22 protein-coding genes are annotated in these 25,132 nt (G+C 41.7%); all 22 read right to left on the reverse strand.

Features of this window, described 5'->3' with window-relative positions; all coding sequences use genetic code 11:
- Positions 1-21: 21 nt before the first annotated feature.
- Complete coding sequence (locus DXB91_RS03505) at positions 22-1,434, reverse strand: lipopolysaccharide biosynthesis protein (RefSeq protein ID WP_118016830.1); 1,413 nt, start codon at positions 1,432-1,434, stop codon at positions 22-24.
- 12 nt (positions 1,435-1,446) lie between these two features.
- Positions 1,447-2,760, reverse strand: a complete 1,314-nt coding sequence (locus tag DXB91_RS03510; RefSeq protein WP_158564580.1) for a polysaccharide pyruvyl transferase family protein — start codon at positions 2,758-2,760, stop codon at positions 1,447-1,449.
- An 11-nt stretch (positions 2,761-2,771) separates the two neighbouring features.
- Positions 2,772-3,677, reverse strand: coding sequence for a glycosyltransferase (locus DXB91_RS03515; RefSeq protein WP_118016832.1), 906 nt, complete (start codon positions 3,675-3,677; stop codon positions 2,772-2,774).
- Positions 3,678-3,693: 16 nt separating this feature from the next.
- Positions 3,694-5,064, reverse strand: coding sequence for an O-antigen polymerase (locus DXB91_RS03520; protein WP_118016833.1), 1,371 nt, complete (start codon positions 5,062-5,064; stop codon positions 3,694-3,696).
- A gap of 34 nt (positions 5,065-5,098) precedes the next feature.
- Entirely contained in the window at positions 5,099-5,977 is an 879-nt protein-coding gene (locus DXB91_RS03525; RefSeq protein ID WP_118016834.1) for a glycosyltransferase family 2 protein, read from the reverse strand.
- Positions 5,974-7,071 carry a glycosyltransferase gene (locus tag DXB91_RS03530; protein ID WP_118016835.1) on the reverse strand — a complete coding sequence of 366 codons (1,098 nt, stop codon included), beginning with the start codon at positions 7,069-7,071 and terminating at the stop codon, positions 5,974-5,976. Before DXB91_RS03530 ends, DXB91_RS03525 begins: the two co-directional genes overlap by 4 nt.
- On the reverse strand, positions 7,071-8,003 hold the full coding sequence (locus DXB91_RS03535) for an NAD-dependent epimerase/dehydratase family protein (RefSeq protein ID WP_118016836.1): 933 nt from the start codon (positions 8,001-8,003) through the stop codon (positions 7,071-7,073). Before DXB91_RS03535 ends, DXB91_RS03530 begins: the two co-directional genes overlap by 1 nt.
- A 59-nt stretch (positions 8,004-8,062) precedes the next feature.
- Positions 8,063-8,671 (reverse strand): dTDP-4-dehydrorhamnose 3,5-epimerase, encoded by a 609-nt coding sequence (gene rfbC, locus DXB91_RS03540; RefSeq protein ID WP_118016837.1) that lies wholly within the window; start codon positions 8,669-8,671, stop codon positions 8,063-8,065.
- Between the two features lie 115 nt (positions 8,672-8,786).
- Positions 8,787-9,698, reverse strand: coding sequence for a dTDP-4-dehydrorhamnose reductase (rfbD, locus tag DXB91_RS03545; RefSeq protein ID WP_118016838.1), 912 nt, complete (start codon positions 9,696-9,698; stop codon positions 8,787-8,789).
- Between the two features lie 84 nt (positions 9,699-9,782).
- Entirely contained in the window at positions 9,783-10,802 is a 1,020-nt protein-coding gene (gene rfbB, locus DXB91_RS03550; RefSeq protein ID WP_118016839.1) for a dTDP-glucose 4,6-dehydratase, read from the reverse strand.
- A gap of 76 nt (positions 10,803-10,878) precedes the next feature.
- Positions 10,879-11,775, reverse strand: a complete 897-nt coding sequence (gene rfbA / locus DXB91_RS03555) for a glucose-1-phosphate thymidylyltransferase RfbA (RefSeq protein ID WP_118016840.1) — start codon at positions 11,773-11,775, stop codon at positions 10,879-10,881.
- Positions 11,776-11,872: 97 nt separating this feature from the next.
- Positions 11,873-13,324, reverse strand: a complete 1,452-nt coding sequence (locus DXB91_RS03560; protein ID WP_118016841.1) for a sugar transferase — start codon at positions 13,322-13,324, stop codon at positions 11,873-11,875.
- A gap of 246 nt (positions 13,325-13,570) precedes the next feature.
- Entirely contained in the window at positions 13,571-14,341 is a 771-nt protein-coding gene (locus DXB91_RS03565; protein WP_022217119.1) for a hypothetical protein, read from the reverse strand.
- Between the two features lie 93 nt (positions 14,342-14,434).
- Complete coding sequence (locus DXB91_RS03570; RefSeq protein WP_117550425.1) at positions 14,435-15,187, reverse strand: CpsD/CapB family tyrosine-protein kinase; 753 nt, start codon at positions 15,185-15,187, stop codon at positions 14,435-14,437.
- Entirely contained in the window at positions 15,184-16,002 is an 819-nt protein-coding gene (locus DXB91_RS03575) for a YveK family protein (RefSeq protein WP_118016842.1), read from the reverse strand. Before DXB91_RS03575 ends, DXB91_RS03570 begins: the two co-directional genes overlap by 4 nt.
- 54 nt (positions 16,003-16,056) lie before the next feature.
- Complete coding sequence (locus DXB91_RS03580) at positions 16,057-17,067, reverse strand: LCP family protein (protein ID WP_055145509.1); 1,011 nt, start codon at positions 17,065-17,067, stop codon at positions 16,057-16,059.
- Between the two features lie 28 nt (positions 17,068-17,095).
- On the reverse strand, positions 17,096-17,221 hold the full coding sequence (locus DXB91_RS14540; RefSeq protein WP_015534756.1) for a hypothetical protein: 126 nt from the start codon (positions 17,219-17,221) through the stop codon (positions 17,096-17,098).
- Positions 17,222-17,276: 55 nt separating this feature from the next.
- Complete coding sequence (locus tag DXB91_RS03585) at positions 17,277-17,990, reverse strand: CpsB/CapC family capsule biosynthesis tyrosine phosphatase (RefSeq protein ID WP_118016843.1); 714 nt, start codon at positions 17,988-17,990, stop codon at positions 17,277-17,279.
- Positions 17,991-18,253: 263 nt separating this feature from the next.
- A complete protein-coding gene (locus DXB91_RS03590) occupies positions 18,254-19,009 on the reverse strand; it encodes a hypothetical protein (protein WP_015534754.1) in 756 nt (251 codons plus the stop codon).
- Positions 19,010-19,140: 131 nt separating this feature from the next.
- A complete protein-coding gene (locus DXB91_RS03595; protein WP_117875235.1) occupies positions 19,141-19,998 on the reverse strand; it encodes a TrmH family RNA methyltransferase in 858 nt (285 codons plus the stop codon).
- Positions 19,995-21,275: an O-acetylhomoserine aminocarboxypropyltransferase/cysteine synthase family protein gene (locus DXB91_RS03600; protein ID WP_015534752.1), complete on the reverse strand. Its 1,281-nt coding sequence runs from the start codon at positions 21,273-21,275 to the stop codon at positions 19,995-19,997. The genes DXB91_RS03595 and DXB91_RS03600 overlap by 4 nt, the downstream gene beginning before the upstream one ends.
- Before the next feature lie 22 nt (positions 21,276-21,297).
- Entirely contained in the window at positions 21,298-25,107 is a 3,810-nt protein-coding gene (locus DXB91_RS03605) for an EAL domain-containing protein (protein ID WP_118016844.1), read from the reverse strand.
- Positions 25,108-25,132 lie beyond the last annotated feature (25 nt).

Raw genomic sequence — 25,132 nt, forward strand, 5'->3', positions numbered from 1 at the left:
CTGGCACCTCAGGCATCTATTCTACTTTCTAGCAAACTTACCCATCACCTTTTTCCCAAGGGCTACAACTGTATTTCTATTAAACACCCAATTATAAGTAGTCATAATTATAAGCGATATCATCCATCTTATTATAGAAAATTCCATATTAAAAATAGATACAAAAATTATTGTAATCAGCCCTCCAACAATAGATTTTAAATTGTATTTTATTGTGACATATTTTTTTATATCAATAGCTCTATATACGAATATAATTGCATAAGATATTATTGTAGATAGCGCAGCTACTATAACACCAAATTGTTTCATAAAAAATAAATTTATTAACACATTGATCACCGCACCTACTGCCGAAGAAACGCCTACATCTTTTGTTCTTTTTTCACCTATATAAATTGATCCTAAAAAAGATACTAAACTACTAAAAAAAACACCTATATATAGCCAAGGCATAAGTGAGTATGCATTATTATACTTGCTATTTATTAAAATCTTAAAGATAATTGGACCTACACATATAAGTAACAACATAAGTCCTACCATAACATTATAAAAGCTTTTAAAAAAAAGCGAATAATAATCACTACTTTTCTCATCCTTTGTAAGTTTTGATGTATTCTCAGTCCATGCTAAATTAAAAATGCCATAAAAAGAATTAAACAAATTAGGAACCTTATTCGCAACAGCATATACCGCAGTCACTTCTACTCCAAGCATTCCCGAAACAAAAAATCTATCTGACAAATTAACAATCCACAAAGCAGCGGAGCTTATAACCATTGGTATGGAATATGCTAATAATACCTTCAATACTTTTTTATCAAAACTGGCTAAACATATATATGAATACAACTTATCCTTTACTAGCAAAAAAACTGCTGATAAGACATAGGAGATAATCATTGACACAACAACATTATATATACTTAGTGTCTTATTCAATAATAATTCGCACACTAAAACAGCCAAAAAACATACTGAATAACATATATATGCCATAGAGTACGAAACATTGTCTCCTAACCCTCTCACTGTTTGCCCAGCCCAAGTCAATAGCATTTCAAAGAAATATGCAAGGAAAAAAATTGTTGACAGATAGATACTTTTTGTATATAAGTACCAACACCCCACTACAGGCAATGAAAAAATTACGAATATCAATATTAAGAAATAAAAACTATCTGTGATAATATTTTCTTTATTTATTTTATTCTCTATCAGGTATCTAAATACTCCTTGCTGAATCTGGAGACTAAACATCGGTATACAAAAACTTGCAACACTTATGGTGAGCTCATACAATCCATAATCTCTCTGTGTCAAATATGTTGTTAAAATAGGTAATATAATAAAGGCCAAAAACTTAGGAACGATTTGCCCAATTGATAATATCAACGTACTTTTTAGCAACTCACCATTTCTATCTTTCATAATCTATTCCTCTTATTTAATCAATTCACTTATAGTTTGAGCATTATCACACAATTCCTTTGCTCTATTCCGAATTTTATCTCTGGTCTCATCTCCGCCTTGGATAACAATACTTGTGTCCTGAACAATACTCATAATTTCTTCATCAGACGGCAAAACAGGATATTCAACAACATTCTCGTATTTTAATAATTCCTGAAGACTTTTTGTTTTATGTGAATTGGAAGCCATAAATACACATGGAGTTCCACCCAATGAGGCTAAAATAGCCGGATGATATCGACCTGAAACAAAGGCTCTTGCATTTGCCAAAATTTTTCCTGCTGCAATAATAGGCGTGTCTATGGGAATCAATTTTGTATTTGTTTTCTCTGCTACCTCCCTTAAAAAATAATCCCCTTCACAAACCTCAACAACGTATATTTCCTTTTTTAGTGTTTTTAATTTATTAACTAAATTACAGTATGTCATTACTATTTTATCTTTATCCTTTGTTTCAAGGCTAAGAGATGACGAACCAGCCACGCAAATATACTCTTTAGTAAAATCATAGCTATTAAATGTACTATCTGTAGCACCTGACGGTCCCATAAAATACCTACCATTATTTATATTAAAACCATCATTTATGTATTTATACCAAGTAAATAATGCATCTGGTCTCAATTCGATATGTGAATTGGGAAAATATTTTTTCGCATAATCCAATGACTCGTATTCTCTAATCTGTACGACTTCACATTTTGCAAATAATTCTTTAGCAATCTCAATTGTCTTCATATTAGTTGCTGTATATGGATCATCTGACAACATTCCATTTAAATAGTAAACTTTTTTTCCCATTTTTAAAGCCCAATGCATTAACATCATTTCAACTAGGCATTCTCTCCATGGCGGTGTTGCAAAAATAAACGAACCTTCACCGTTTACCACCAATGCATCAAAATCATATTGCGTTAAATCAAATTCCTTTAAATTCGGATTAGCAGGCAAGCATCTAAGTAGATTATCTATAGACTTATCCAAATCATATCCAATAAAATCAAAATTGCTAAAAAAATATTTATGTCTTTTTATCATTCTTGCAAACAGATAAAATCCTGTTTTTAATGAATCCCAGTTTTTTATTCTTCCTAATTTTTCATAAAATTTCTTTGTATAAATTTTGTGAAAAAAAAGCTCACCATTATCAAAGTTTGTGTATTTACCAGACACAACACCTACTATTTCATTTTTCTTAGAAATTAATTGTGATAATGCCGTGCTTGTTGCTCTACAGCCAAAATTTCCACGATTTCTATTATCACCTACATATACAACCTTCATCATATTCTCCTTTAAAGTTTCGCTCCTGGATAATAAACCTCTGATATCCCCAATTTATTATTTTTTGCATCTTTAATTGCCTGCTTTTTCATTTCTATAAGTGGTCGTCGCGCAGGAATTAAGTAATCCCTCAACATAGATATCCTTAACATCATTATCTTATTTTTAAAATATCGAATATTATAGTTATACTTTATTGATAACAAATTATTTCTATATCCATAATACTTTTTCCAATTTACACCTGTATTTGCGCTATCAACATCATGCTTCACAATAATGTCTGGGTAAAACAAAATTTTATATCTTTTTCCCATTCTAATTCCATGCTCTGTGTCATCATACCACAAGAAAAAGTCCTTATTGGGTAATCCGATATTCCACAATGAGCTTGTCCTTATTGCTGTTCCCACAAATGAATATGTTGATAATTCAACACATTTTCTATTATAATCAGTATCAGGCAGATTTTTTTCCTTAATTCCCAATACACCTTCTTTTATCACTCTTCTGTGATAATAGCCTAACCCATCATTTTCTTTTACAGTAGCACAAATCGCCCCTACGTTGTCGTCTGTTGATGTTGCATATCTTTTGATTTTCTCTATCACATCATCATCTAAATACGCATCATCATCAGAAATATAAATCCAGTCAGAATCATATTCTAAAGCTTTCTTTAATCCAGCATAAAAACCACCAGATCCACCTGTATTATTTGGCAAAAATATTAGTTCCTTTTCAAATCCATGATTTATTTCACACCATTCATTTAAAAATTCTATTGTACCGTCATTTGAATGGTTGTCTACTACTATCATTTTATCTGGCAGGGTTGTTTGGTTGACATACGACTTCAGTGCAGTCTTTAATTTGTCAATTCTATTGTATGTAACTAAAACACATATAATCTTCATATATCGATTTTCTCCTTTATTCGCGTCTAACCTTGTGAAATATCAGTTTTCTTTTTCCTCCTAAATTCACTCTAATGTAAGAATCTTCAACCAAATATAAATACATTATCATTATCCATAATACTTTTAAGATCATTTTTAACTGTATCACATTTTGAAAAAATCTTGATGCAAAAAAGCTGAAAGCTATAGATGCCCCCATATATATATATATAACTAACTTATAATTAACCATACTTTGGTTGTATTTTATGCTCATAAAGTATTTTTCAGAAATCCATCCTATAAAAAAAGTGAAAATAAAAACTCCAATTATTCCAAAATCTATATAAAAATTATAATAAGTCGTGAAAACATTACCTAAATTATGCCCTTTATTTGTAAAGACAAAAAAGTTTCCAACCATACCATTTTTATATCCCAATTGTATACCTAATATAGATTCTATATCATTATATAAACTCTTTAATGTTTCTGCACAGAAAAATGTACTTCGTTTATCTATATTTTCAACATAATAATTCAAATTATATATCTGTGAACCTATGTATTGTGTAAACACATCACTTTCATCTACTGCAGTCTGATTTCGTCCCATCAAAGGTAATACTGCAAAAAATGTAATACCCACTATAACAATTATAATTGCAACCTTTATTATCTTTGACATCGAAAATATTTTCCTATCAGTTTTAAAAAAGTAAACTATTCCAAAGCTAATCAACAATGAAGCCAATATTTCTAAGATAGGGCCTCTTGAACCGCCTAAAAAGTTTGTTAATATTGAGACGACATAACCTATTATTAATAATACTGTGCTTATATGCTCCTTAAGTAGAATTTTTCTTGCAATTAAATATGCAAAAAAATACCCTGCAATATAGTTCATTTGTAACAACAACTGTAACCAAAATGGCAACCCCAACGGATCTCCATCTCCATCAAATTTACCATTTAACATAATATGATTAATTGCCTCAATAACCGAGCATCCATGCCTAACCCCCCACAAATATACCATAACTAAATATATAGCGAAAAAAACCGTTTCCAATAACACTAAAAAAGCTAATTTTCTGTTATTTACTCTATTGCTCCCTCCCCCTAAACTAAATAACACTCTTTGGGTTTTTTCATGTCTCTTTACACATACAATTTTTTTTGCAACTAAACAACCTAATAGAAAAGCAAGCTCACCTAATATAAGAATACCACTTGTTTTCATTCCCAACTCAAAATTCCACTTGTTAGAATTTAAACCTGCTATTATATAGCAAATAAGAAATGGTATATAAAACAATCCATAAGGTCCATACCATTCCTTACCCAATATACAATAAAATGGAATAAACATTATAATTGAAATAATTATCACTATCCAAATCATTTGTATATAAACTCCTTTTAATTATTGGTCACTTCTATATTTTCTTAAAGATTACTAATATTATGAAAAGAAAATCTACTGACAAACAACCTGTTTTAATGCATTTATTTTTTATAATATTTATTAACCTTCTTTTTTCGTCTCCTAACACATTGACTACTTCTAAGGCCTCTCTCGTCATTACGGTTGAATACATACTAGCAAGTTCCTTTGCCATGATATCTCTATGATATGATTCATTTCTAAACTTACTCCATCTATTTTGAGCTTTTAAGATTGGATTTTTTTCTGCTCCCAATACATTATTTCCGTGCTGGCGATAATTCATATGAGGCTTTTGATCATATAAAGAAACTCCACCAATCGATAAACAAACTAAATTAACCCACCAATCATGCATCGGAGCATACTCTGGCAAATTATTTTTAAGATATTTCATCAATTGTTTATTAAACACCATTGTGCATCCCGTACAATAATTTTTTACAAACGCCGACCCTAGAGTTGTCTTTGGATTATCATCCTCACATTTTAAAAATGCTAAATTTGCATCTACCAGTCTTGTATTTGATGCATAAACTGCTGGTTTAGAATCGCACTTTTCTAATTTATTTATTGCGATTACCAACTTATCACAATCCCAAACATCATCTTGATCCGCAAATGAATAGTAATCATATTCCCCTGATTTATTTATCAACTCAAAAAAGCTTTTACAAACACCTATATTTGAGCCTTTTATTATATCAATATTTTCATACCCCTCTAATATTTTTATAGTGTCATCCTTAGAACCATCATCTCGGACCAAAATATGAACATCTACACCTTCTTGTGCTATTATGCTATCAAGCTGCTCTTTTAGATATTTTTCACCATTGTATGTTGATAACAAGACTTGAACTTTTTTCATTTTAATAACTCCTCATAATAAGTAAGTAACTTTTTTGCTTCTGTAACCGAATCAAATCCTGCAACCCTTATCTCTTTGCTATGATCTGCTCTTTGTATTTTTTCAATCCTATTTATAACCCTTTCTGCCCAATACATAGGTTTCTTTTCTAGCGAAATAAATTCTCCTAAATCATCACATGGACTCGATTCTTTAGGAATTTCACTTGAAAAAAACATTGGCAATCCACAGCATTCAGCCTCAACACCAACAACTGGCAATCCTTCATATAGTGAAGGCAATAAAAAACAGTCCATTGCATTATAAAATTGTCTAATATCCTCTCTTCTCCCTAAGTAAAGAACTTTATCATCTATTCCATATTCTTTTATTTTAGAGAGCATTTCTTCTCGCAAATCACCATCGCCAATAATTACAAGTTTTGCTTTTCCCTCAAGTTTAGTGATCTCATTAAATATATCAATTATAAAAAGTGTATTTTTTTGAGCCGTCAATCTGCCAATATGTCCAATCACAACATTATTCTTTAATCCAAACTCTTCTCTGCATTTTTCTCTAAGTTCTGGGGCAAATCTATTTTCGTCGGCATTTATAACTGTTTTAAAAACAGCTACTTTTCCTTCATCATATAACTTTCCAAACTGCCATTTTCCGCACACGTCTCCATTTGCCATATAGTGTGTTGAAAAACACCTTGAAAAAGGTTTTAGAATATTTTTAAGAATTGTTTTTTTATCTGCCTTATGCGCCATGGATATACTCTCATTAATACGCACTTTCACGCCAGCTCGCCATGCTGCATATAACCCAAAGACATTCATAGTTCCATTATAGCCGTGTGCAATTTTATAGTTATTATCCTTGCATATTCTTTTAATTTCACGTATGTTTGCAAATATATTTTGATATCTTGGCACTATAAAGACTCTTCCGCCTAATTCTTCTATTTCTTCCGTTGGAATAGCATTTGAGTCATCATCGCAAATAAAATCAAACTGAATCTTGTCTCTGTCTATATGCCTATAATATTCCATGACCAGATTTTTTTTCCCCCCAGAATGCATCTTGCCCATAATAACAGCTATTCTTTCCATTACAATAATTCCTCTTTCATAAACTTTGCGGTTCTTTTAATTCCTTCTTCTAAGCTAATCGGATTTAGTTTTCCATAGTATTTTTCATACCTACTTATATCTAAATAATTAACAGGAACATCTACCGTTCTTCCCGCTCTATATACAATTTTCAATTCTATTCCTAATGCTTTCTCTATCGTTAAGAGCAATTCTTTAATAGATGTTCCATAACCACATCCCAAATTAAATGTATGGTGCTTGTTTTCTCCATTAACAACTTTGATTATCGCATTTATAGCATCATCAATATATATATAATCTCGTACAACAGAACCGTCACCATATACCTGAATTTCTTCTCTCTTAATTGCCTTATATGTAAATGTCGTCACAGCCCCAAGAACCCCATTAGGACGTTGATATGGACCATACGGGTTTGCCAATCTTATAATTCTATAGTCTAAACCATACATATAATTATATAAATATAATAATTTCTCTATAGTTATCTTTTGAATACCATAAGATGATATGGGATTTGTCGGGGTTTCCTCTGATAAAGGACATGTTGCCTCTTTACCATATACAGTTCCTCCAGAGGAAATAAAAACAACTTTTTTTACACTATGTTCAACACATGCATCAAATAAATATGATGAAAATAAAACATTGGCCTGAATATCAAGGCTAATATGTTGATTTGATGTTGTTGGAACATTTGAACTTACAAGATGATATACTATATCTTGACCATCAAGGATACTAAAATCCATCTTCTCATCCAATGATGCTTCTTTAATAGTTACATTTTCAAGACATTTTTTTTCTATATTAACAAAATACTCTTTGTTTTTATCAACAAGTGTAATTTTATCATCCTTGTTCTTTGAAAGATTGAAGGTTAAATTGGTTCCTATAAATCCAGCCGCGCCCAAAATGAGTATATTCATTGTCAGATCTCCATTTCTATGACTTTAATCGCATAAATATATATAACCACTATATCTTCCTAGAATTTAAACGTATCCTTCATACCACTCCACATCTGATCCTTATCACTCAAATTAAGTCTAGTACCATCCTTCAACGCATAGCCTTCAGCACTGGCACTGCCCTTATACTCACCAACAACCTCTGGCCATTCAATTTCTATCTCCGGATCATTCCATGCCATACCGCCCTCATCGTTTGGATGCCAGAAATCATTCACCTTATAACAGAACTCTGCTTCATCAGAAAGCACAAGGAATCCATGTGCGAATCCCTCAGGTATGAGGAACTGTTTCTTATTCTCAGCGGAAAGTCGTACACCATACCATTTACCATAAGTTTCAGAATTACTTCTGAGATCCACAGCCACATCGAACACTTCTCCACGCACAGCTCTTACCAGCTTACACTGTGGATAGTTCTTTTGGAAGTGAAGCCCTCTGAGAACACCCTTGGTTGACATAGACTGATTGTCCTGTACAAACTTCACATCTATTCCAGCTTCCTTCATATCTCTCTCATTATAAGTCTCCATGAAGTATCCTCTGCTGTCGCCATGTACTGCCGGTTCGATGACACACAGACCTTCTATACCGCCTACATTCTTTTCAACCTTTATCTGTCCCATTGTATCTATACCTCTTATTTCCTTAATACTCTATTATGGAGCAGACGCATTTAAGACGCTTGCGCGTGGCGTCTGCGTAATCATCAGGACTCCTCCCGCTAACGCGGGTCCCTCCTCATGATAAATCTTTAATATATCTGCTAACCGCATCCTGCCATGTAGGAAGTGGCGTAAACCCAGTCTCTGCAAGTTTCTTCTTGTCAAGTCTGCTGTTGTACGGCCTTGCCGCTTTTGAAAGTCCATACTCCTCTGTTGTAACAGGTGTCACCTTTGTGCTGTATCCAGCCTGTCTATATATCTCACATGTGAAATCATACCAGCTGATATACCCACCTTCATTGGTTGCATGATAGTAGCCATACTTCTCAGTCTCATTCATATCCACAAGAAGCCTCGCTAGATCCAGCGTATAAGTAGGTGTTCCTATCTGGTCACATACTACTCTCACCTCATCATGAGTCTTCCCTACAGAGAGCATTGTCTTGATGAAGTTCTTTCCATTGAGACCGAACACCCAGGCTATTCTCACTATGAAATACTTATCAAGCAATTCAGATACCGCAAGTTCACCCTCAAGCTTTGTCTGTCCATACACATTGAGCGGTGCATAGTCCTTACAGTCCGGCTCCCATGGTATATCTCCCTGACCATCAAACACATAATCCGTACTGGTATATGTCATCTTGCAGGAAAGCTTTTTACACACCTCTGCAATATTTCTTGTTCCACCGGCATTGATAGCACGAACCTTGTCTATATTCTCTTCGTCTTCTGCAGCATCCACCGCAGTCCACGCCGCACAGTGGATAACTGCATCAGGCTTAATCTCTGTTACTATCTTTTCTACAGCAGCCTTGTCAGTGATGTCGAGCTGCACATAGTCAGCCTTAGTCACTAGTGATCCGTCATCCACGCCGCTATATTTAGGCTGTATATCCGAACCAACCCCCTCGTATCCGCGCTTCAGAAGTTCATTCATCACGTCATGCCCAAGTTGGCCGCCAACACCTGTTACGAAAAATCTCATTCTAAACCTCCATGATAATTGACTTTTATTATTTCATATTACATATACGCTCTGCGGTGGTATTGTAATATGAATATAAGTCAATTATCTATTGCTATACATCTTCTCATAGTAGTTCTGGTACTCGCCACTGATGATGGTCTCCCACCACTCACGGTTGTCCAGATACCACTGTATTGTCTTCTTGATTCCGTCCTCGAACTTCGTCTCTGGAAGCCATCCAAGCTCGTTGTGGATCTTTGTAGGGTCTATGGCATATCTCATGTCATGTCCCTTCCTGTCTCCCACATGGGTGATAAGGCTTTCTGGCTTGCCAAGCTCTTTACATATGATCTTCACTATATCTATATTCTTCTTCTCATTGTGTCCACCTACGTTGTAGACCTCTCCTACTCGTCCCTTATGGATGATAAGGTCTATCGCCTTGCAGTGATCCTCCACATAGAGCCAGTCGCGCACGTTTAATCCCTCTCCATATACTGGAAGCGGCTTATCTGCCAAAGCATTGGCTATCATAAGTGGTATAAGCTTCTCTGGAAAGTGATATGGACCATAGTTATTCGAACATCTGCTGATAGTAACAGGAAGTCCATATGTTCTGTGATATGCAAGAACAAGCAGGTCTGCTCCAGCCTTGGAGCTGCTGTATGGTGAGCTTGTATGTATTGGAGTCTCCTCTGTGAAGAAGAGATCTGGTCTGTCAAGTGGAAGGTCACCATATACTTCATCGGTACTTACCTGATGATATCTCTGTATACCATACTTTCTACATGCATCCATCAGTGTGGCTGTTCCTATGATATTTGTCTGAAGGAATATCTCTGGGTTCTCTATGGATCTGTCCACATGGGACTCAGCAGCGAAGTTCACAACCATATCTGGATGTTCCTCTTCGAACAGCTTATATACGCCCTCTCTATCACATATATCAAGCTTCACGAATCTGAAGTTTTGATTGTCCATCACCGGCTCAAGAGTTGACAAATTGCCCGCATATGTAAGCTTGTCAAGACATACGATTCTATAATCCGGATACTTCTTAAGCATGTGGAATACGAAGTTGCTTCCTATAAATCCTGCTCCACCTGTTACTATAATTGTCATAATTCTCCTCCTCGCATTTGCCTCTTACTTCTTTTTCTATCTTTGTACCTGAGCAAATGCTCAATGTATCTATATTCTAATAAAGGTGCTCCTGATACTTGCCATCAAGGACATCTTTAAGATATTGTCCATACTGATTCTTCTTCAGCACTTCATATACCTTAAGAACCTCTTCCCTGCTGATCCAGCCATTCAGGTATGCTATCTCCTCAAGGCATGCTATCTTTCTGTGCTGATGCTGCTCCACAGTCTTTACGAAATTAGTAGCATCCACCAGACTCTCATGTGTTCCTGTATCAAGCCATGTGAACCCCTGTCCTAGGAGTTCCACGTTCAGATCACCATTCTCTAGATATATCCTGTTCAGATCAGTGATCTCCAGCTCTCCTCTGGCCGATGGCTTAAGCCCCTTCGCATACTCCACAACTCTGTTGTCATAGAAGTAAAGTCCGGTCACACAGTAGTTGCTCTTCGGCTTCTCCGGTTTCTCCTCTATGGATATGGCCTTGCCGTTCTCATCAAACTCAACTATGCCAAACCTCTCCGGGTCGTCCACATAATATCCGAACACTGTAGCACCATTGCCACCTTCAGCATTTGCCACAGCTTCATTGAGCCTCTTCTTGAGTCCGTGACCCGCGAATATGTTATCTCCCAGCACCATAGCCACACTGTCACCTCCGATGAAATCCGCACCGATTATGAACGCCTGCGCAAGTCCGTCAGGTGATGGCTGTACTGCATATGACAGTTCTATTCCGAACTGATGTCCATCGCCTAGAAGTGCTTCAAATCTCGGCGTATCCGCTGGAGTTGAGATGATAAGAATCTCCCTTATTCCCGCATTCATAAGTACAGACAGTGGATAGTATATCATCGGCTTGTCATATATCGGCAAGAGCTGTTTGCTCGTCACCATCGTAAGTGGGTACAATCTTGTGCCGGAACCTCCGGCGAGTATTATTCCTTTCAATCTCATATCCTCCTCATTATCTATTTTTGCTAATGTTGTAGCCACACTCGCTGACGCGCCTGTGACATATCATCGATGTCATTCCAGTATGTGCCTCCTACTTCGACCCTTCCCTACCAAGCACCACCTTAATCGTCTTAAGTATAATCTTCATATCAAGTCCAAAGCTCCAGTTCTCTATATACTCCGTATCCAGTCTCACGACCTCCTCGAAGTCCGTGATGTCACTTCTGCCGCTCACCTGCCACATTCCAGTGATACCCGGTTTCGTAGCAAGACGGCTCTTGTGGTGCATCTCGTACTGCTCCACCTCAGAGATGAGAGGCGGCCTGGTTCCAACCAGTGACAGATCCCCTTTTAGCACATTGAAGAACTGTGGGAACTCGTCTATGGAGAAGTCCCTGATATACTGGCCGATTCCCTTCTTCTTGGTGCCGTCCGACAGGATCTTGTTGCCTATGACTCTCGGATCAAAGTCCATCTTGAACATCTTAGAATCGCTCATGGTGTTCTGCGCCATGAGTTCCTTCTTGCGCTCCTCAGCGTCCATGTACATGCTTCGGAACTTGTACATCTTGAATATCTTGCCGTTCAGTCCCACTCTCTCCTGCTTGAAGAAGATCGGTCCCGGGGACTTGATGTATATGATAGGTCCTATGAATATGGTGAGGATGAGCGTGAATACGCTACCTACCAGACCACCTATTATATCTGCCGTTCTCTTGAGCAACATCTGCTTTGGTGTTGCGTAGTTCATCATGGTCGTGACCACGGTCTCACCATTTATCTTCTGGATGAGCTGCTTGTCGCCGTGGGTCCTCACGATGGATGATATGCACATGTGAACTGTGATGCCGCCCTCGATAAATGCGTCTATCAGGGTGTTCGCATATCCGTATGCTCCACGCACATCCACGTATATCTCGTCCACCCATGCGGTTCTCACATAATCAACTGCACTGTTGTAATCCGCCACCACCGGCACTCCCTGGATCTCCTGACCGATGAGATTGGCATCTATCACCATGACTCCTACTATATCAAACCCGGAGTAGTTCTTCTCCTTGAGGCCTGCCACCACTTCATCTGCTACATGTCTGGTGGTCATGACCAGGAGCTTCTTGCCCTTGCCATGCTCTGCATATTTCGCAAGATGCTTCTTCCACAGGCTCCTCACTGCAAATGTAGCATATACGTATATGGCCCACATGAGCAGTATAGTAGTTCTGGAATATATAGATGTATCCTTGAGGACAAACACATACAGAAGGAGCAGTGCAACTATCACGAAACCGTTCTTGAAGCTGGATATGAATTCCTTGAAGTATCCTCTTCTGATGACGCCCTCATATGTATTCAGAAATATCATGGCTACTATATCCGCCAGCTCCGTGATGATAGCCAGCGCGAGATAGTCTCTGTTCGCATACGGATTTACCATGCCGTGTCTGATCTGGAATGCCGCAAGAAATGATAATTGAAGTACTATAAGATCCAGCAGCATGAAGTCAAAGTGCTTCAGCCACCCTTTTGCGCCTTTCTGATACATAATTTTCTCTCCTCATTCTCTGTCGTCAGGGTCATATTTGTGCCCGCATGACCCGGTCTGTTGATTCATACATGAAATGACTCAGCCCGTGTGATTGTCGGCTGAACCTTTTCATCTGTAAACCATGATACGCATTAAATTGCCTGTTATTTATCACCCACACTGGCGGCGCAGAACGTCCTGTGGCATGGACATTCGTTTTGCGCCACCGGCTAGGGCTTGGAACTATTTAACATAGCAGGATGATTATTTAACCTTGTAAATAATTGACTTGCTGTATGCCTTGTAGTTCTTTGTTGCAGCAACCTTAACAGTGATTCTTACCTTTGTGCCCTTCTTGACACCCTTACCAACAGTAATCTTGCCATTCTTAACCTTGACCTTCTTATTGGCTGACTTGTAAGTAACCTTTGCCTTTGCCTTAACACCAGATACAGTGATCTTCTTCTTAGAAGCATTTACCTTAACCTTAACAGACTTCTGAGCAGCCTTGTTAATTGTGTAGTAAATTGTCTTTGTACCCTTGTAGTTGTTGATACCCTTTACGGTAATCTTATACTTGCCAGCGTTCTTAGCCTTAGTTACACCAGTAATCTTGTAATCAGTACCTCTCTTGAGAACTGTGTTACCATACTTAACTGTAACCTTGGTTGTCTGATTCTTAGCATTGTATGTCTTTGCAGCAGCAGTAGCCTTGTAGCTCTGCTGTGCGTTAACTGTGTACTTAACTGTTGTATCGCCTGAATAGTTACCTATTCCCTTGATCTTAACTGTGTATGTACCAGCCTTTGTTGCCTTAAGGCTTCCTGAAACGACTTTGAAATCCTTGTTCAGGGTAAGTGTCTTACCGTTAACAACAATTGTTGTTGTCTGGCTCTTTGCATTGTATGTAAGAGACTTTGCTGTAGCAGACTTAACGTCTACCTTAGCTGGTGATGATGTAGCTGCAAATGCAACTGTTGGCACCATCATTGCGATACATACAACTATAGCCAAAAGCTTCTTTAAATTCTTCACAATAAATTCCTCCTTCCCAAAAAGTTCTATTGTATTGAATATATGATAAAACGCCCTGCACGCCACTATACATGGCGTTATATCCAAAGTGAATTATTTTGACGGGGTGCCGTCGCTGGAGGCTGCAGCCTCTTTGCCGTAAGTGCCATAACCATAGCCGTACTGGCTATAGTATTTGCCATACTTGCCGTAGTATTTCTTGTATGCTCTCCCCGTTGTCTGGGCTCTGTTGAGTATGACTCCAAGCAGCGTACAACCTACCTGGTCAAGCTGCTGGAATGACTGTTTGATGAGACTTCTTGATGTCTCACCTGCTCTGACTACCAGAGCTGCGCCATCGCACAGTGATGCGATCTGAGCGGCATCCGCCACACTGCCAAGCGGTGGCGAGTCTATAATGACATACCTATATGTCTCTGCCAGCTTGTCAAGAAGCTCTGCAAATCTAGCATCCTCCAGAAGAGCCGATGGATTCTCCAGAAGGTTCATACAAGGTACGATGTATGCATTTTCTACCTGTGTTTCATAGATGACATCCTCCATCTCGGACTGTCCCGAAAGGAAATATCCAAGATCCGGAAGCTTGTCAGCATCCTTTATGTGATGTCTGTCCTTTATGACTGACTTACGAAGATCCACATCCACCAGCACAGCAGGGAATCCTGCCTCGGCGAGCATCTTCCACAGGTTGATCGCCACGCTGCTCTTGCCCTCATTTGGCATGCTGCTGGTTATGAGTATCTTTCTTGTGTTCTTGCCACAGAACTTTATGTTGATCCTGAGACGGTTCATCGCCTCCTCCACTGCATATGGGAGTTCCTGAAACTCTATGTTAAGCTTCTTCATGCTCTGACCCTCTCTTTCCTGTTATGTTTCTTTCCAGGCTCTTCATCTGAATCGTCTGTTCTGAACTGGTCACTCTCAGGTATTGTCGTGAGCGGTACTATTCCGAAATACTTCTCCATGTCGTCTGCTGAGTGGATCGTGTCATCCATCAGGTATCCCACAATGACGATCAGGCAGTAGATGAGTGCTCCAAGCAATGCACCTATGGCGGTGTACTTAAGGTAGCTTGGTCCGACCTTCTGGTCTGCTACCCTTGCAACCTGGGCTATGTTAGGTGCGCTTGTGCTCATGGTATCCGGGAGATACTCTATCGACACGTTTGCCAGTGTATTTGCAATGTCACATGCCTGCTGCTTGTCAGTGCTTGTGACCGTGATCTTCAGGACTCGTGTGTCTGAAGGATTCTCAAGGGTTATCATCTTGGCAAGCCCCTCTGAGTCCATGTCAAGGCCGAGCTTTTCGATGACCTGGTCGAGAACCGGATAGCTGAGTATCAGGTCTTCGTAATCCTTGGTCAGGGATGAACCGATGTTCAGATCCTGGAGATTTACTATGGAATCATCTGATGCTGATACCACGTACAGCTTGGCTGTCGACTGGTATGTCGGCTTGATCAGGAAGTATGCAAATGCGTTGAACAGCACCGCACCGATCAGGAAGCACAGTATGATGTATGGGAGCTTCTCAAGAAGCGCCATTCCCATGTCCAGGAGATCGATCTCGTTTTCATCATCCTCTGTATTCTTGTATGTGTTCACTGCGGCTATCTGTGTGGTCTTATCCTGCACAGCAGCCATTTTCTTGTTGGAATTCATATATTCCCTCCATCCGTTTTTTGTATCTATATCCCCTGCATCAAATGTGTGATGCTAGTTATATTCCTTGTAGAACAGCTCTACGATTGCCTGCTGAAGGCTATCCGCATCCGGCTCCACCTCGACAAATCCGAGATCATCTACGGTCTCTGTTCCAGCTATCGACACCGTTCCGGCGTCCTTTTCCTTGAGAACAAGGAGTGCCAGCTTGGAGAACTTCTGTGAGCTGATGTCAGTCACCATGTAATCTCCCAGGGCGTCATATATGGTCAGTGGATATGTGTTATCCTCGCTGCACTTTGCCGCCAGGTTATCCTTGAGTCCTGCCTTGTACACCTCCTGACGCTTCATTCGCTGGGTGTTGGATTCATCTCCCACATCGAATCTGTCATGGATAAAATGTACTGCCTGCTCATCGGTCAGTGTGATGGTCTCTCCCTGCTTCATGGTCTTATCCACCTTGGAGAAATCATCCTCTATGGTAACCGTGACTCCGCCAGCCAGATTGTTGATGGTTCCTATGGCCCCCATATTCACCGCTGCGTATCCGTCTATCTTCTGGCCGCCAAGGAAGTTTGACACCGCCTTGACCACGTTCTCGCAGCTTATCTCCATTCCGTCACCATTCTCATGTGCCAGAGCAAGCTGTGCCGGGCTCGTTGCAACGTAGGTTCCGTCGGGATCCAGTGTATCCTGCTCCACTATGGTATTTCTGTCTATGCTCAGCGTCTTGTATGTTCCATCTGTCAGGTCTCTGACCATCAGCATGACCACATCGCATCGGCCTGCCCCCTCATAATCGGTGACTTTCTGAACCTTGCCCATGTTGTCGATTCCCATAAAAAGATATGTTTCTATATTCTTCTTGGGAACGTATTTGACTCCGTCCACCTCGATCATGCCTTCGACCGCCTGTGTGCCCGATGCATTGTGTGATGCATTTCCTTTTGTCGGTCTGAGTGCTATCGCCAGTGCAATGCATACGACCAGTATGGCTGCAATCACAAGTCCAAGCTTCTTGTATATTCTCTTTTTTTCTGATAGTGTTCTGTTCCTGTATGACATATGTATCACCTCGTCGGAATGTAATGTGCTATCTCAGAACGTTCAGCATAAGCAGGTCTGTTCCCGCTGTAGGCCACTTCTTCTCGCACACAATAAGACCACACAGTATTATGAACAGCACAATACTGATGATTATCGCTGTCTTCTTAGACATGTTGTTGTCCTCCATCTATCTGTTTATCTTTTACATGTTTCGTTGTTATTGCTGATTATGGGTGTATCTGATGTTCTTTCAGGAGCTTTGTTCCGTAGCTGTCCATGTTCTCCAGGAATTCATGTCCCAGCTTCTTCTCCAGCACCTCGCGGCCAAGCCACAAGTTCGGCACCCTGTGATGCATACCATGGCAGTCGCTTCCTATGATGTGTACCTGTCCTTTCTTGAACATCTTGAGCATTTTGCCCTTCTGTCTGAAATCCAGAAGTGTCGCCGCATTCACCTGCACCGTAACTGGCAGTTCAAGGATCTGTCTCACATATGGCTTGTTGCCTGGTATCTGTAAGAATCGCTCTATATGAGCTAGTATGATATGGAAATGTCTCTTCTCAATTAAGTCTCGTACTTCCTGCACTACCGAATCACTCCATGTCACAAACGGCATCTCCAGCAACATGATATCAGTTCCTTCTACTTTTAGTGCGTCCGTTTTCTCCGCTCTGCTTATTCCTGCAAAAAACGCGACCTCTGCCCCCATTATAATCTGCGGTATGTCCATATTCTCAGCCATGACTTTATCATATGCTTTCTGTCTTGAATCAATGAACCTCTCCACAGTATTTGAATCAGCATAAAAGTGCGGCGTCGCTATCATAATATCAACGCCGTGCTCTTTGCACATCCGAAGCATGCCTATAGATGTCTCGACATTCCTGCTGCCGTCGTCTATACCCGGCAGTATGTGTGAATGAAAATCTATAACACCCATGTTTTCCTCCTGTTTTCTTTATAAAAAACTATAAATATTTATATAGGAAATTTCTTTATACATGCTCACCCACTAATTTAACAGTTTCTTCACAATTTTTCAATTCCATTTGCGATTTAAAATCGACAAAAATCCTCGTTGATTTTTTGCTTAACTATACAATTTGTATAAACCACTTTATTTTCTTAATCCAATTTCTTCCATAATAAAAAAGCGGAATATGATATTTCATATCCCGCCGTGTCAATCTCTTCTTTATTCTATTATACATACATCTCCGAGCCGTTGCCCAGGCAGTATATTCCAAGCTGTCCGCCCTTGCCGCACCCGCAGTCGATGGCAACGTTGTTGTTCTTCTTAACGATCTTGCCCTCACCGCCGAGCTCTGTGGTTGGCACATGTCCAACGACGAGTGTTCTGTTCTTGTAATATGTCTTGTCCAGGTCTGCTGGCTCTGTGATGAAGTCCTCTGTGTCGTACTCATCCAGTTCCTTCTTCGGATCGAAGTTTCTTATTCCGGCGTGAACCAGCACAAATTTCTTTCTCGCCATCATCACTTCGAGGAACGCTTCCTCAGAAATCTCATCTATATACTCTATGACATCCTCACGCTCTTCATCGTCAAGCTGCAGGAACTCCTCCACCGCACCTGAGAGTTCTTCTCCAAGCATGGATGTTATCTTGTCTACCAGCATCTGTGGTGGCACCTCACCTGTGGACTGGATATGGTCATTCAGTGCCTTGAGTGCCTGTGTGATCTTGTACTCGTTCTCACCGACAACTGCGATGACATTATCTCTGCTCATCATATCCTGAAGTATCTTCATGGATCCGCCGCCTGCTCCGATTATATTGCCAAGGACATACAGGACATCCTCGCCCTCAAGGGTGCTGATGACTGCCTCCTCGTTCATGATGTCCTCTTCCTTTATATCGTCAAGGTTCTGAAACTTAAGTTTCTTGAGTGCTCTCTTGTATGCCTCATAATCCCCGTTAATTCCTGAAATAGCATAAAACATGTCTATCATCCTCCTAAGTCTTTTCCTTCTGCCGACTATGAGCCTGTCTGTTCACGTCCTGACTATTATAACATATTTTCCATATCCTGTAGATATGTATGCGTATTTTTTGAGGGATGTTTTTCGACGTTTTACGAGCGTCTGCCAAGTTCCCAGAATGCCACGGCACTGGCTGCAGCCACATTCAGGCTGTCCGCTCCGTGATACATTGGTATCTTCACTGTGTAGTCGCTGGAATCTATGGTCTCTGTCTTGAGGCCTTCTCCCTCGGTTCCCAGTATTACTGCAAGTCTGTCGATCTGCTTCAGCTCCGGGTCGTGTATGTCTATCGTGTCATTTCTTAGCGCCATGGATGTCGTCCTGAAGCCCATACTGTGAAGTTGTTCCATCCCAAACTCCGGCCATATGCCATGATCTGCTTTATTGTGTGCAAGACCCAGGGTGTCAAATGTAATATATGTCCACGGTATCTGGAACACCGTTCCCATGCTGACCCTTGCCGCCCTCCTGTAGAGCGGGTCACTGCAGCCCGGCGTGAGCAGTACAGCATCCATCCCGAGTGCCGCCGCACTTCTAAATATCGCTCCCACATTTGTCGGGTTCATCACTTCCTCAAGCACCGCTATTCTGGCGGCATGTTCACACACGCTCTCAACAGACGGCAGCTCTGCCCTCCTCATGGCGCACAGCATCCCCCTTGTCAGGGCAAATCCCGTGAGCTTCGTGAGGACATCAAATGGTGCTGTGTATATCGGTATATCTCCGCACCGCTTTATTATATCCGCGCACTGTCCTTCCACGTGCCTGTCTTCCAATAGAATGGACACTGGCTCGTAACCCGCATCCAGTGCCCTCTCTATGACCTTTGGACTCTCAGCTATGAACAGCCCGGAAGCCGGTTCATATATGTGCGCCAGTTGATTCTCTGACATGCGCGCATATATATCAAGCTCGGGTGCCGAAAGGTCGGTTATATTTATTATTCTCATATCTGTACCTTATCCAGTGCATTTTCAAGATCTGCTATTATGTCTTTTACATTCTCAATGCCCACCGACAGTCTCACAAGATCAGGACTTACTCCTGCCGCCAGAAGCTCCTCGTCATTCATCTGTCTGTGTGTAGCTGATGCAGGATGAAGAACGCATGTATGTGCATCCGCCACATGTGTTGCTATCATCGCAACCTTGAGTTCCTTCATGAAGGCCTCCGCAGCAGCTCTTCCTCCCTTGACGCCAAATGACACAACTCCACATGTGCCGTCCGGCATATACTTCTTAGCACGCTCGTAATACTTGCTGCTCTCAAGTCCAGGATAATTTACCCAGGCTATCTTATCGTGTGCCTCGAGGAACTTCGCAACCGCCAGTGCGTTCTCACAGTGACGTGGCATACGCACGTGAAGCGACTCCAGTCCAAGATTGAGCATGTACGAATTCATAGGTGCAGGTATCGGGCCGAGATCTCTCATAAGCTGTGCCACGATCTTGTTGATATATGCGCCGCCCTGGCCGAACTTCTCTGCGTATACCACTCCGTGATATGACTCATCAGGTGTGGTGAGTCCTGGGAACTTGTCTGCGTGTGCCATCCAGTCGAATTTGCCTGAATCCACGATCGCCCCACCCACGGTTGCATCATGTCCGTCCATGTACTTCGTGGTGGAGTGTGTAACTATGTCTGCGCCCCACTCTATAGGTCTGCAGTTGATCGGTGTGGCAAATGTGTTGTCCACGATGAGTGGTACTCCGTGTGCATGTGCCGCATTTGCAAATCTCTCTATATCGAATACTATGAGTGCCGGATTGGCTATGGTCTCGCCAAACACGGCCTTGGTGTTCGGTCTGAACGCTGCCTCAAGTTCCTCGTCCGAGCAGTCAGGATCCACAAATGTGAATTCCACACCCATTCTCTTCATGGTCACAGCAAAAAGGTTGAAGCTTCCTCCGTATATGGTGGATGATGCCACAACGTGATCTCCCACTCCGGCAATGTTGAATACCGAGAAGAATGTTGCTGCCTGTCCTGACGATGTGAGCACTGCTGCCGATCCCCCCTCCAGGGCACATATCTTGGCTGCCACATAGTCATTTGTCGGATTTGCAAGTCTGGTGTAGAAATAGCCGCTCTCCTCAAGGTCAAACAGCTTACCCATATCCTCGCTCGTGTCGTACTTGAACGTTGTGCTCTGTACAATCGGTATCATTCTTGACTCCCCATTCTTAGGCTGGTATCCAGCCTGTATACACATAGTTTCTCTTTCCATTATTCCTTTATACTCCTTTGAATTAATATCGCTCTACTACCTTGCGCTCTATATTCTCATTGTTCAGAATGAACATGTATCTTCCATTCACCAGACGTATGTCCTGCTCTGCCGCGGATATATCTATGTTCAGTGAATTCCTGACAACCACATTCAGATCTGCATTATTGCTGGACAGCATGCCTGTGCCGTCTCTGCTTCCAAGTGCGAAGCACGCCTCGCCCTGAACCGCCAGCCTTGAGTTGGCGTCCGTCATGCGTATGTCTGCTATTCCATGGTCAGATCCCATGGCTATGCACGAATTGCCCTTAAGGTTCATGTCCACATGTGCTCTGCTTATATCTACGCTGCATCCATCTCCGTCCAGGGTTCCGACCGCCACGTATCTGTTGCCCGATCCTCTGAGCGATATGGATGTGTTCTTTATCGCGATATCTGCGTGCTGGCTCACCGAGCCGATGGCGACTCCATTTGCAGCCTCATAGGTTATGTCTATGTCCGCCTGCAGGAGATTCAGATTCACCGGGGTGCTTATGCTTCCAATAGCAACTCCGTTCTCGCCGTTGATATACAGGTCGTATCGTCCCTTCTCTATACGTATATCTCCTCCGAGTCCGGCGCCTATTGCCACTCCGTTCACACCGTTTGTTTCTATATTAATGGCGCCCTCCTGCTTGAACTTCATGACTCCATGCTTTGAATGAATGTCATTGCCTATTCCGTAATAGCTGTTACCGTTGACGCGGACCATTATATCACCATCTCCGATAAATGTCACTCTGGACGACTCCGGTATCTTTATTCCGCCATTCCTGCAGAAATTCTTACCCTCAAGCACGATGTGCAGATCCGTATTCTCACCGCAGTCTATACAAGGCTTGTCGCGGTCGCCCGAGAAGCTTACGTTCTGCAGCACTATGGTTCCGGTGAAACCATCCTTTATCTTGAGTGTCATATCTGACTTGAAGCCCTGTGCGCCGACTATGCGGACATTGTTGTCGCCACCGGCTCTCTGTGCCACAACTATCTCCCTGATTCCCTGGGATGCGAGCTTCAGAAGTGATGCATTTCTCTCATGCTCCATGACAAATATGCTGCTGTTCTCAGCCACCTCTTCCTGTTGGTTGTACTGAACTATCTCATTCACAACCTGTGGGGATATGAGCTGTACTACCTCCGCGTTCGGATGGGCGGTATAGTATCCCTGAATGAGATCCGCACCGAGCTGGATGACGGTCTTCATCTCCTTCGTGGTCTCAACGCCCTCCGCCAGCGCCTTGATGTCGTTGGTCGAGGTGAATTCTATTATATCCTTGACGAAATGCTGTCTGTGTGGGTCTGCATCGATCCCTGTCAGAAGCATTCTGTCTATCTTCACATACTCAGGCATATACCTGAGAAGATTGTTTACATTTGAATAGCCTGCGCCGTAGTCGTCTATAGCGATCTCCATGCCATTTCCTCTGAGGAATGCCTCGAGATCATTCAGTTCCGCATCCGACAGCTCTGCTCCCTCGGTAAATTCTATGACTATACCTGCACACTGGAGCATCTTCACCTTTGAAAGGAATTCTTTTCTGTCCTGTGCGTTGAGCATATGCCCCGGCATGCTGTTGATAAATACCTTCTTGCCCCTGAACATCTCAGGATTCGATGCCACGATCTCCACGACGTTGAACAGTGTGAGTTTTTCCACATCGTACAGTCTGTTCAGTCTCTCTGCACTCTCCAGAAGCTCAGGGGGTGACATTCTCATAGGAACCAGTATCCTCATAAGTGCCTCGTATGCAAATATGCCTCCGTCACGGGCACTTACTATAGGCTGGAAATGATATGTGAGCATGTTGTTGTCCAGTATCATAGCTACTATCTCATCTCTCTCCAGATCCCTGTTCGTTATCGTCGCTTTGTTGCGTCCCTTGGCATTGTTCTGTTCTTTTATGCGGTTCTTCTGGTTGACCGTATCGTTGATGAGGGTCTCCAGCTCGGCAGATGACTTGACCAGAGCCTTCTTACATCCGTAATATATACCGAGCTCGTAATCGTCCTTTCCGCCACTGTTTGCCGCCTCAAGCTTCTTCTTGAGTTCCTCGGCTATATATTCTCCCCTTGAGATATCGCCACTCTTTGCCACTGTGGCTATGACGAACTCGTCATTTCCCATCCTCATGGATATCTCGTATGGGGTAAGTATCTCATTTATCGACTGGGCAACATAGCTTAGGACTCTGTCACCCTCTGTTCTTCCGTAATTGCTGTTTATCTGGCGTGTATTCTTCAGATCCACCGCCAACACAAGTATCTCAGACTTCTCTTCAGCGGCCTGGATTATCATGTCATTTGCCCTGCCTATGAAGCCTCTGTAGTTGTACATTCCGGTGAGACCGTCTCTTATCTGATCCGCCTCAAGCTTGTTTAGAAGTACATTGAGTCCCTGATGTCTTGCAAATGACTCCATGTCCCTGGCAACCGTCTTGATCCAGGATCTGTATACATCTTCGTACACCCTCGGCTCTGCACCGTAGTTCACCACTGCATAGCCAAAGCTTCTGTCCTGGAAGAACAATGGTGTAAATATGAACGCTGTAGGATAATCCCTGTCCTCGTACAGCTCCGGCAACAGCTTCGCAGACTCGAATACGTCGTCGTAGCGTATGTGTCTCTCTTCTTTTTCATCCGGGCCGCACTTTATTAGTCTGTATACATGATCTGTGTAACCATGGCGAAGTGCCTCATCACCGGTCATGACCTCCGGATTTCTCCAGTAGTCGTTCAGGCACAGATGGAAGCTCTCAAATGGTCTTATCTGGTACACGTATTCCGACACGGTGTCAAAGAATGACTCCACGCTCGTCTGCGCCACAAGGTCATCCGCCATGTTGTTGAAGCAAGAGTAGAAGCCGGTCTCTGAGAGGTCTGTCTCCCATTTGTCTCTTCTGATTCTGACTGTCTCTCGTTCCCAGCCCTCACAGCCACAGGTTCCACCTATGTACAGCTCCACATTGGACTTGAATTCCGGTACGTCATGTCCGTTGAGCTTTGCATCTATATATTTCATACAGTAGTGCCCGCAGTCATCCGCCGGTATGTCCGCAGATGTGATCGGAACAGGACTGTTTCTTCCGTCTTCTATGGAGTCATAGCCCACCACGGCTATGTCCTCGGGAACTCTTATTCCATATCTGTCAAATGCGGTGCACACTCCGATGGCCATACAGTCATTTGCACATACGATGGCATCCGGCAGATGCTCCATATCCTTCACAAGCTCGTCCACCATGTAGTCGCCGCTGTCGTACCAGTATGTTCCATAATATATCATGTCGTCCGTAACCGGCAGGTTGTGCGCCTTCATGCTGTCTATGTAACCGGCGAGTCGCTGCTTGGAGTGTATGTGCTCTTTGAGTCCGCCCAGGAAATATATGTTCTTGTGGCCGTGAACCTCTATAAGGTGATCCACGAGTTTTACTATAGGGGTATAATGATCCATCATGACCGTTGGGAATATGTTATTCTCTTTGTCGACTACCACTACCACACCATTTGCAAATTCTGACTGCAGGCGCTTCTCCAGCTTTTCTACGACTCCCGGAGTCTGTATGGTGTCCTGACACAATACCACAGCATCAAAAAGGTTAAAATTAATAAGGTTGTAGATGTTTGAATCTCCAACCTCCCTGTCTGTTGAATCCTGGTACTTCAAAAACATGGAAAATATGCAGACATCGTAATTCATATCATATGCCTGCTTCAGAAATCCCTGCATGAAGCGATTCTGTGTACTCTCTTCAACCTGTGCTGTTATAACGCATATTCTCTTCCTGTTGCTCATCTGATCATCCCCAACTGCATTTTTA

Origin of the sequence: Coprococcus sp. OM06-34AC (assembly GCF_003462545.1) — a bacterium.
Classification (GTDB): Bacteria; Bacillota; Clostridia; order Lachnospirales; family Lachnospiraceae; genus Coprococcus; species Coprococcus aceti.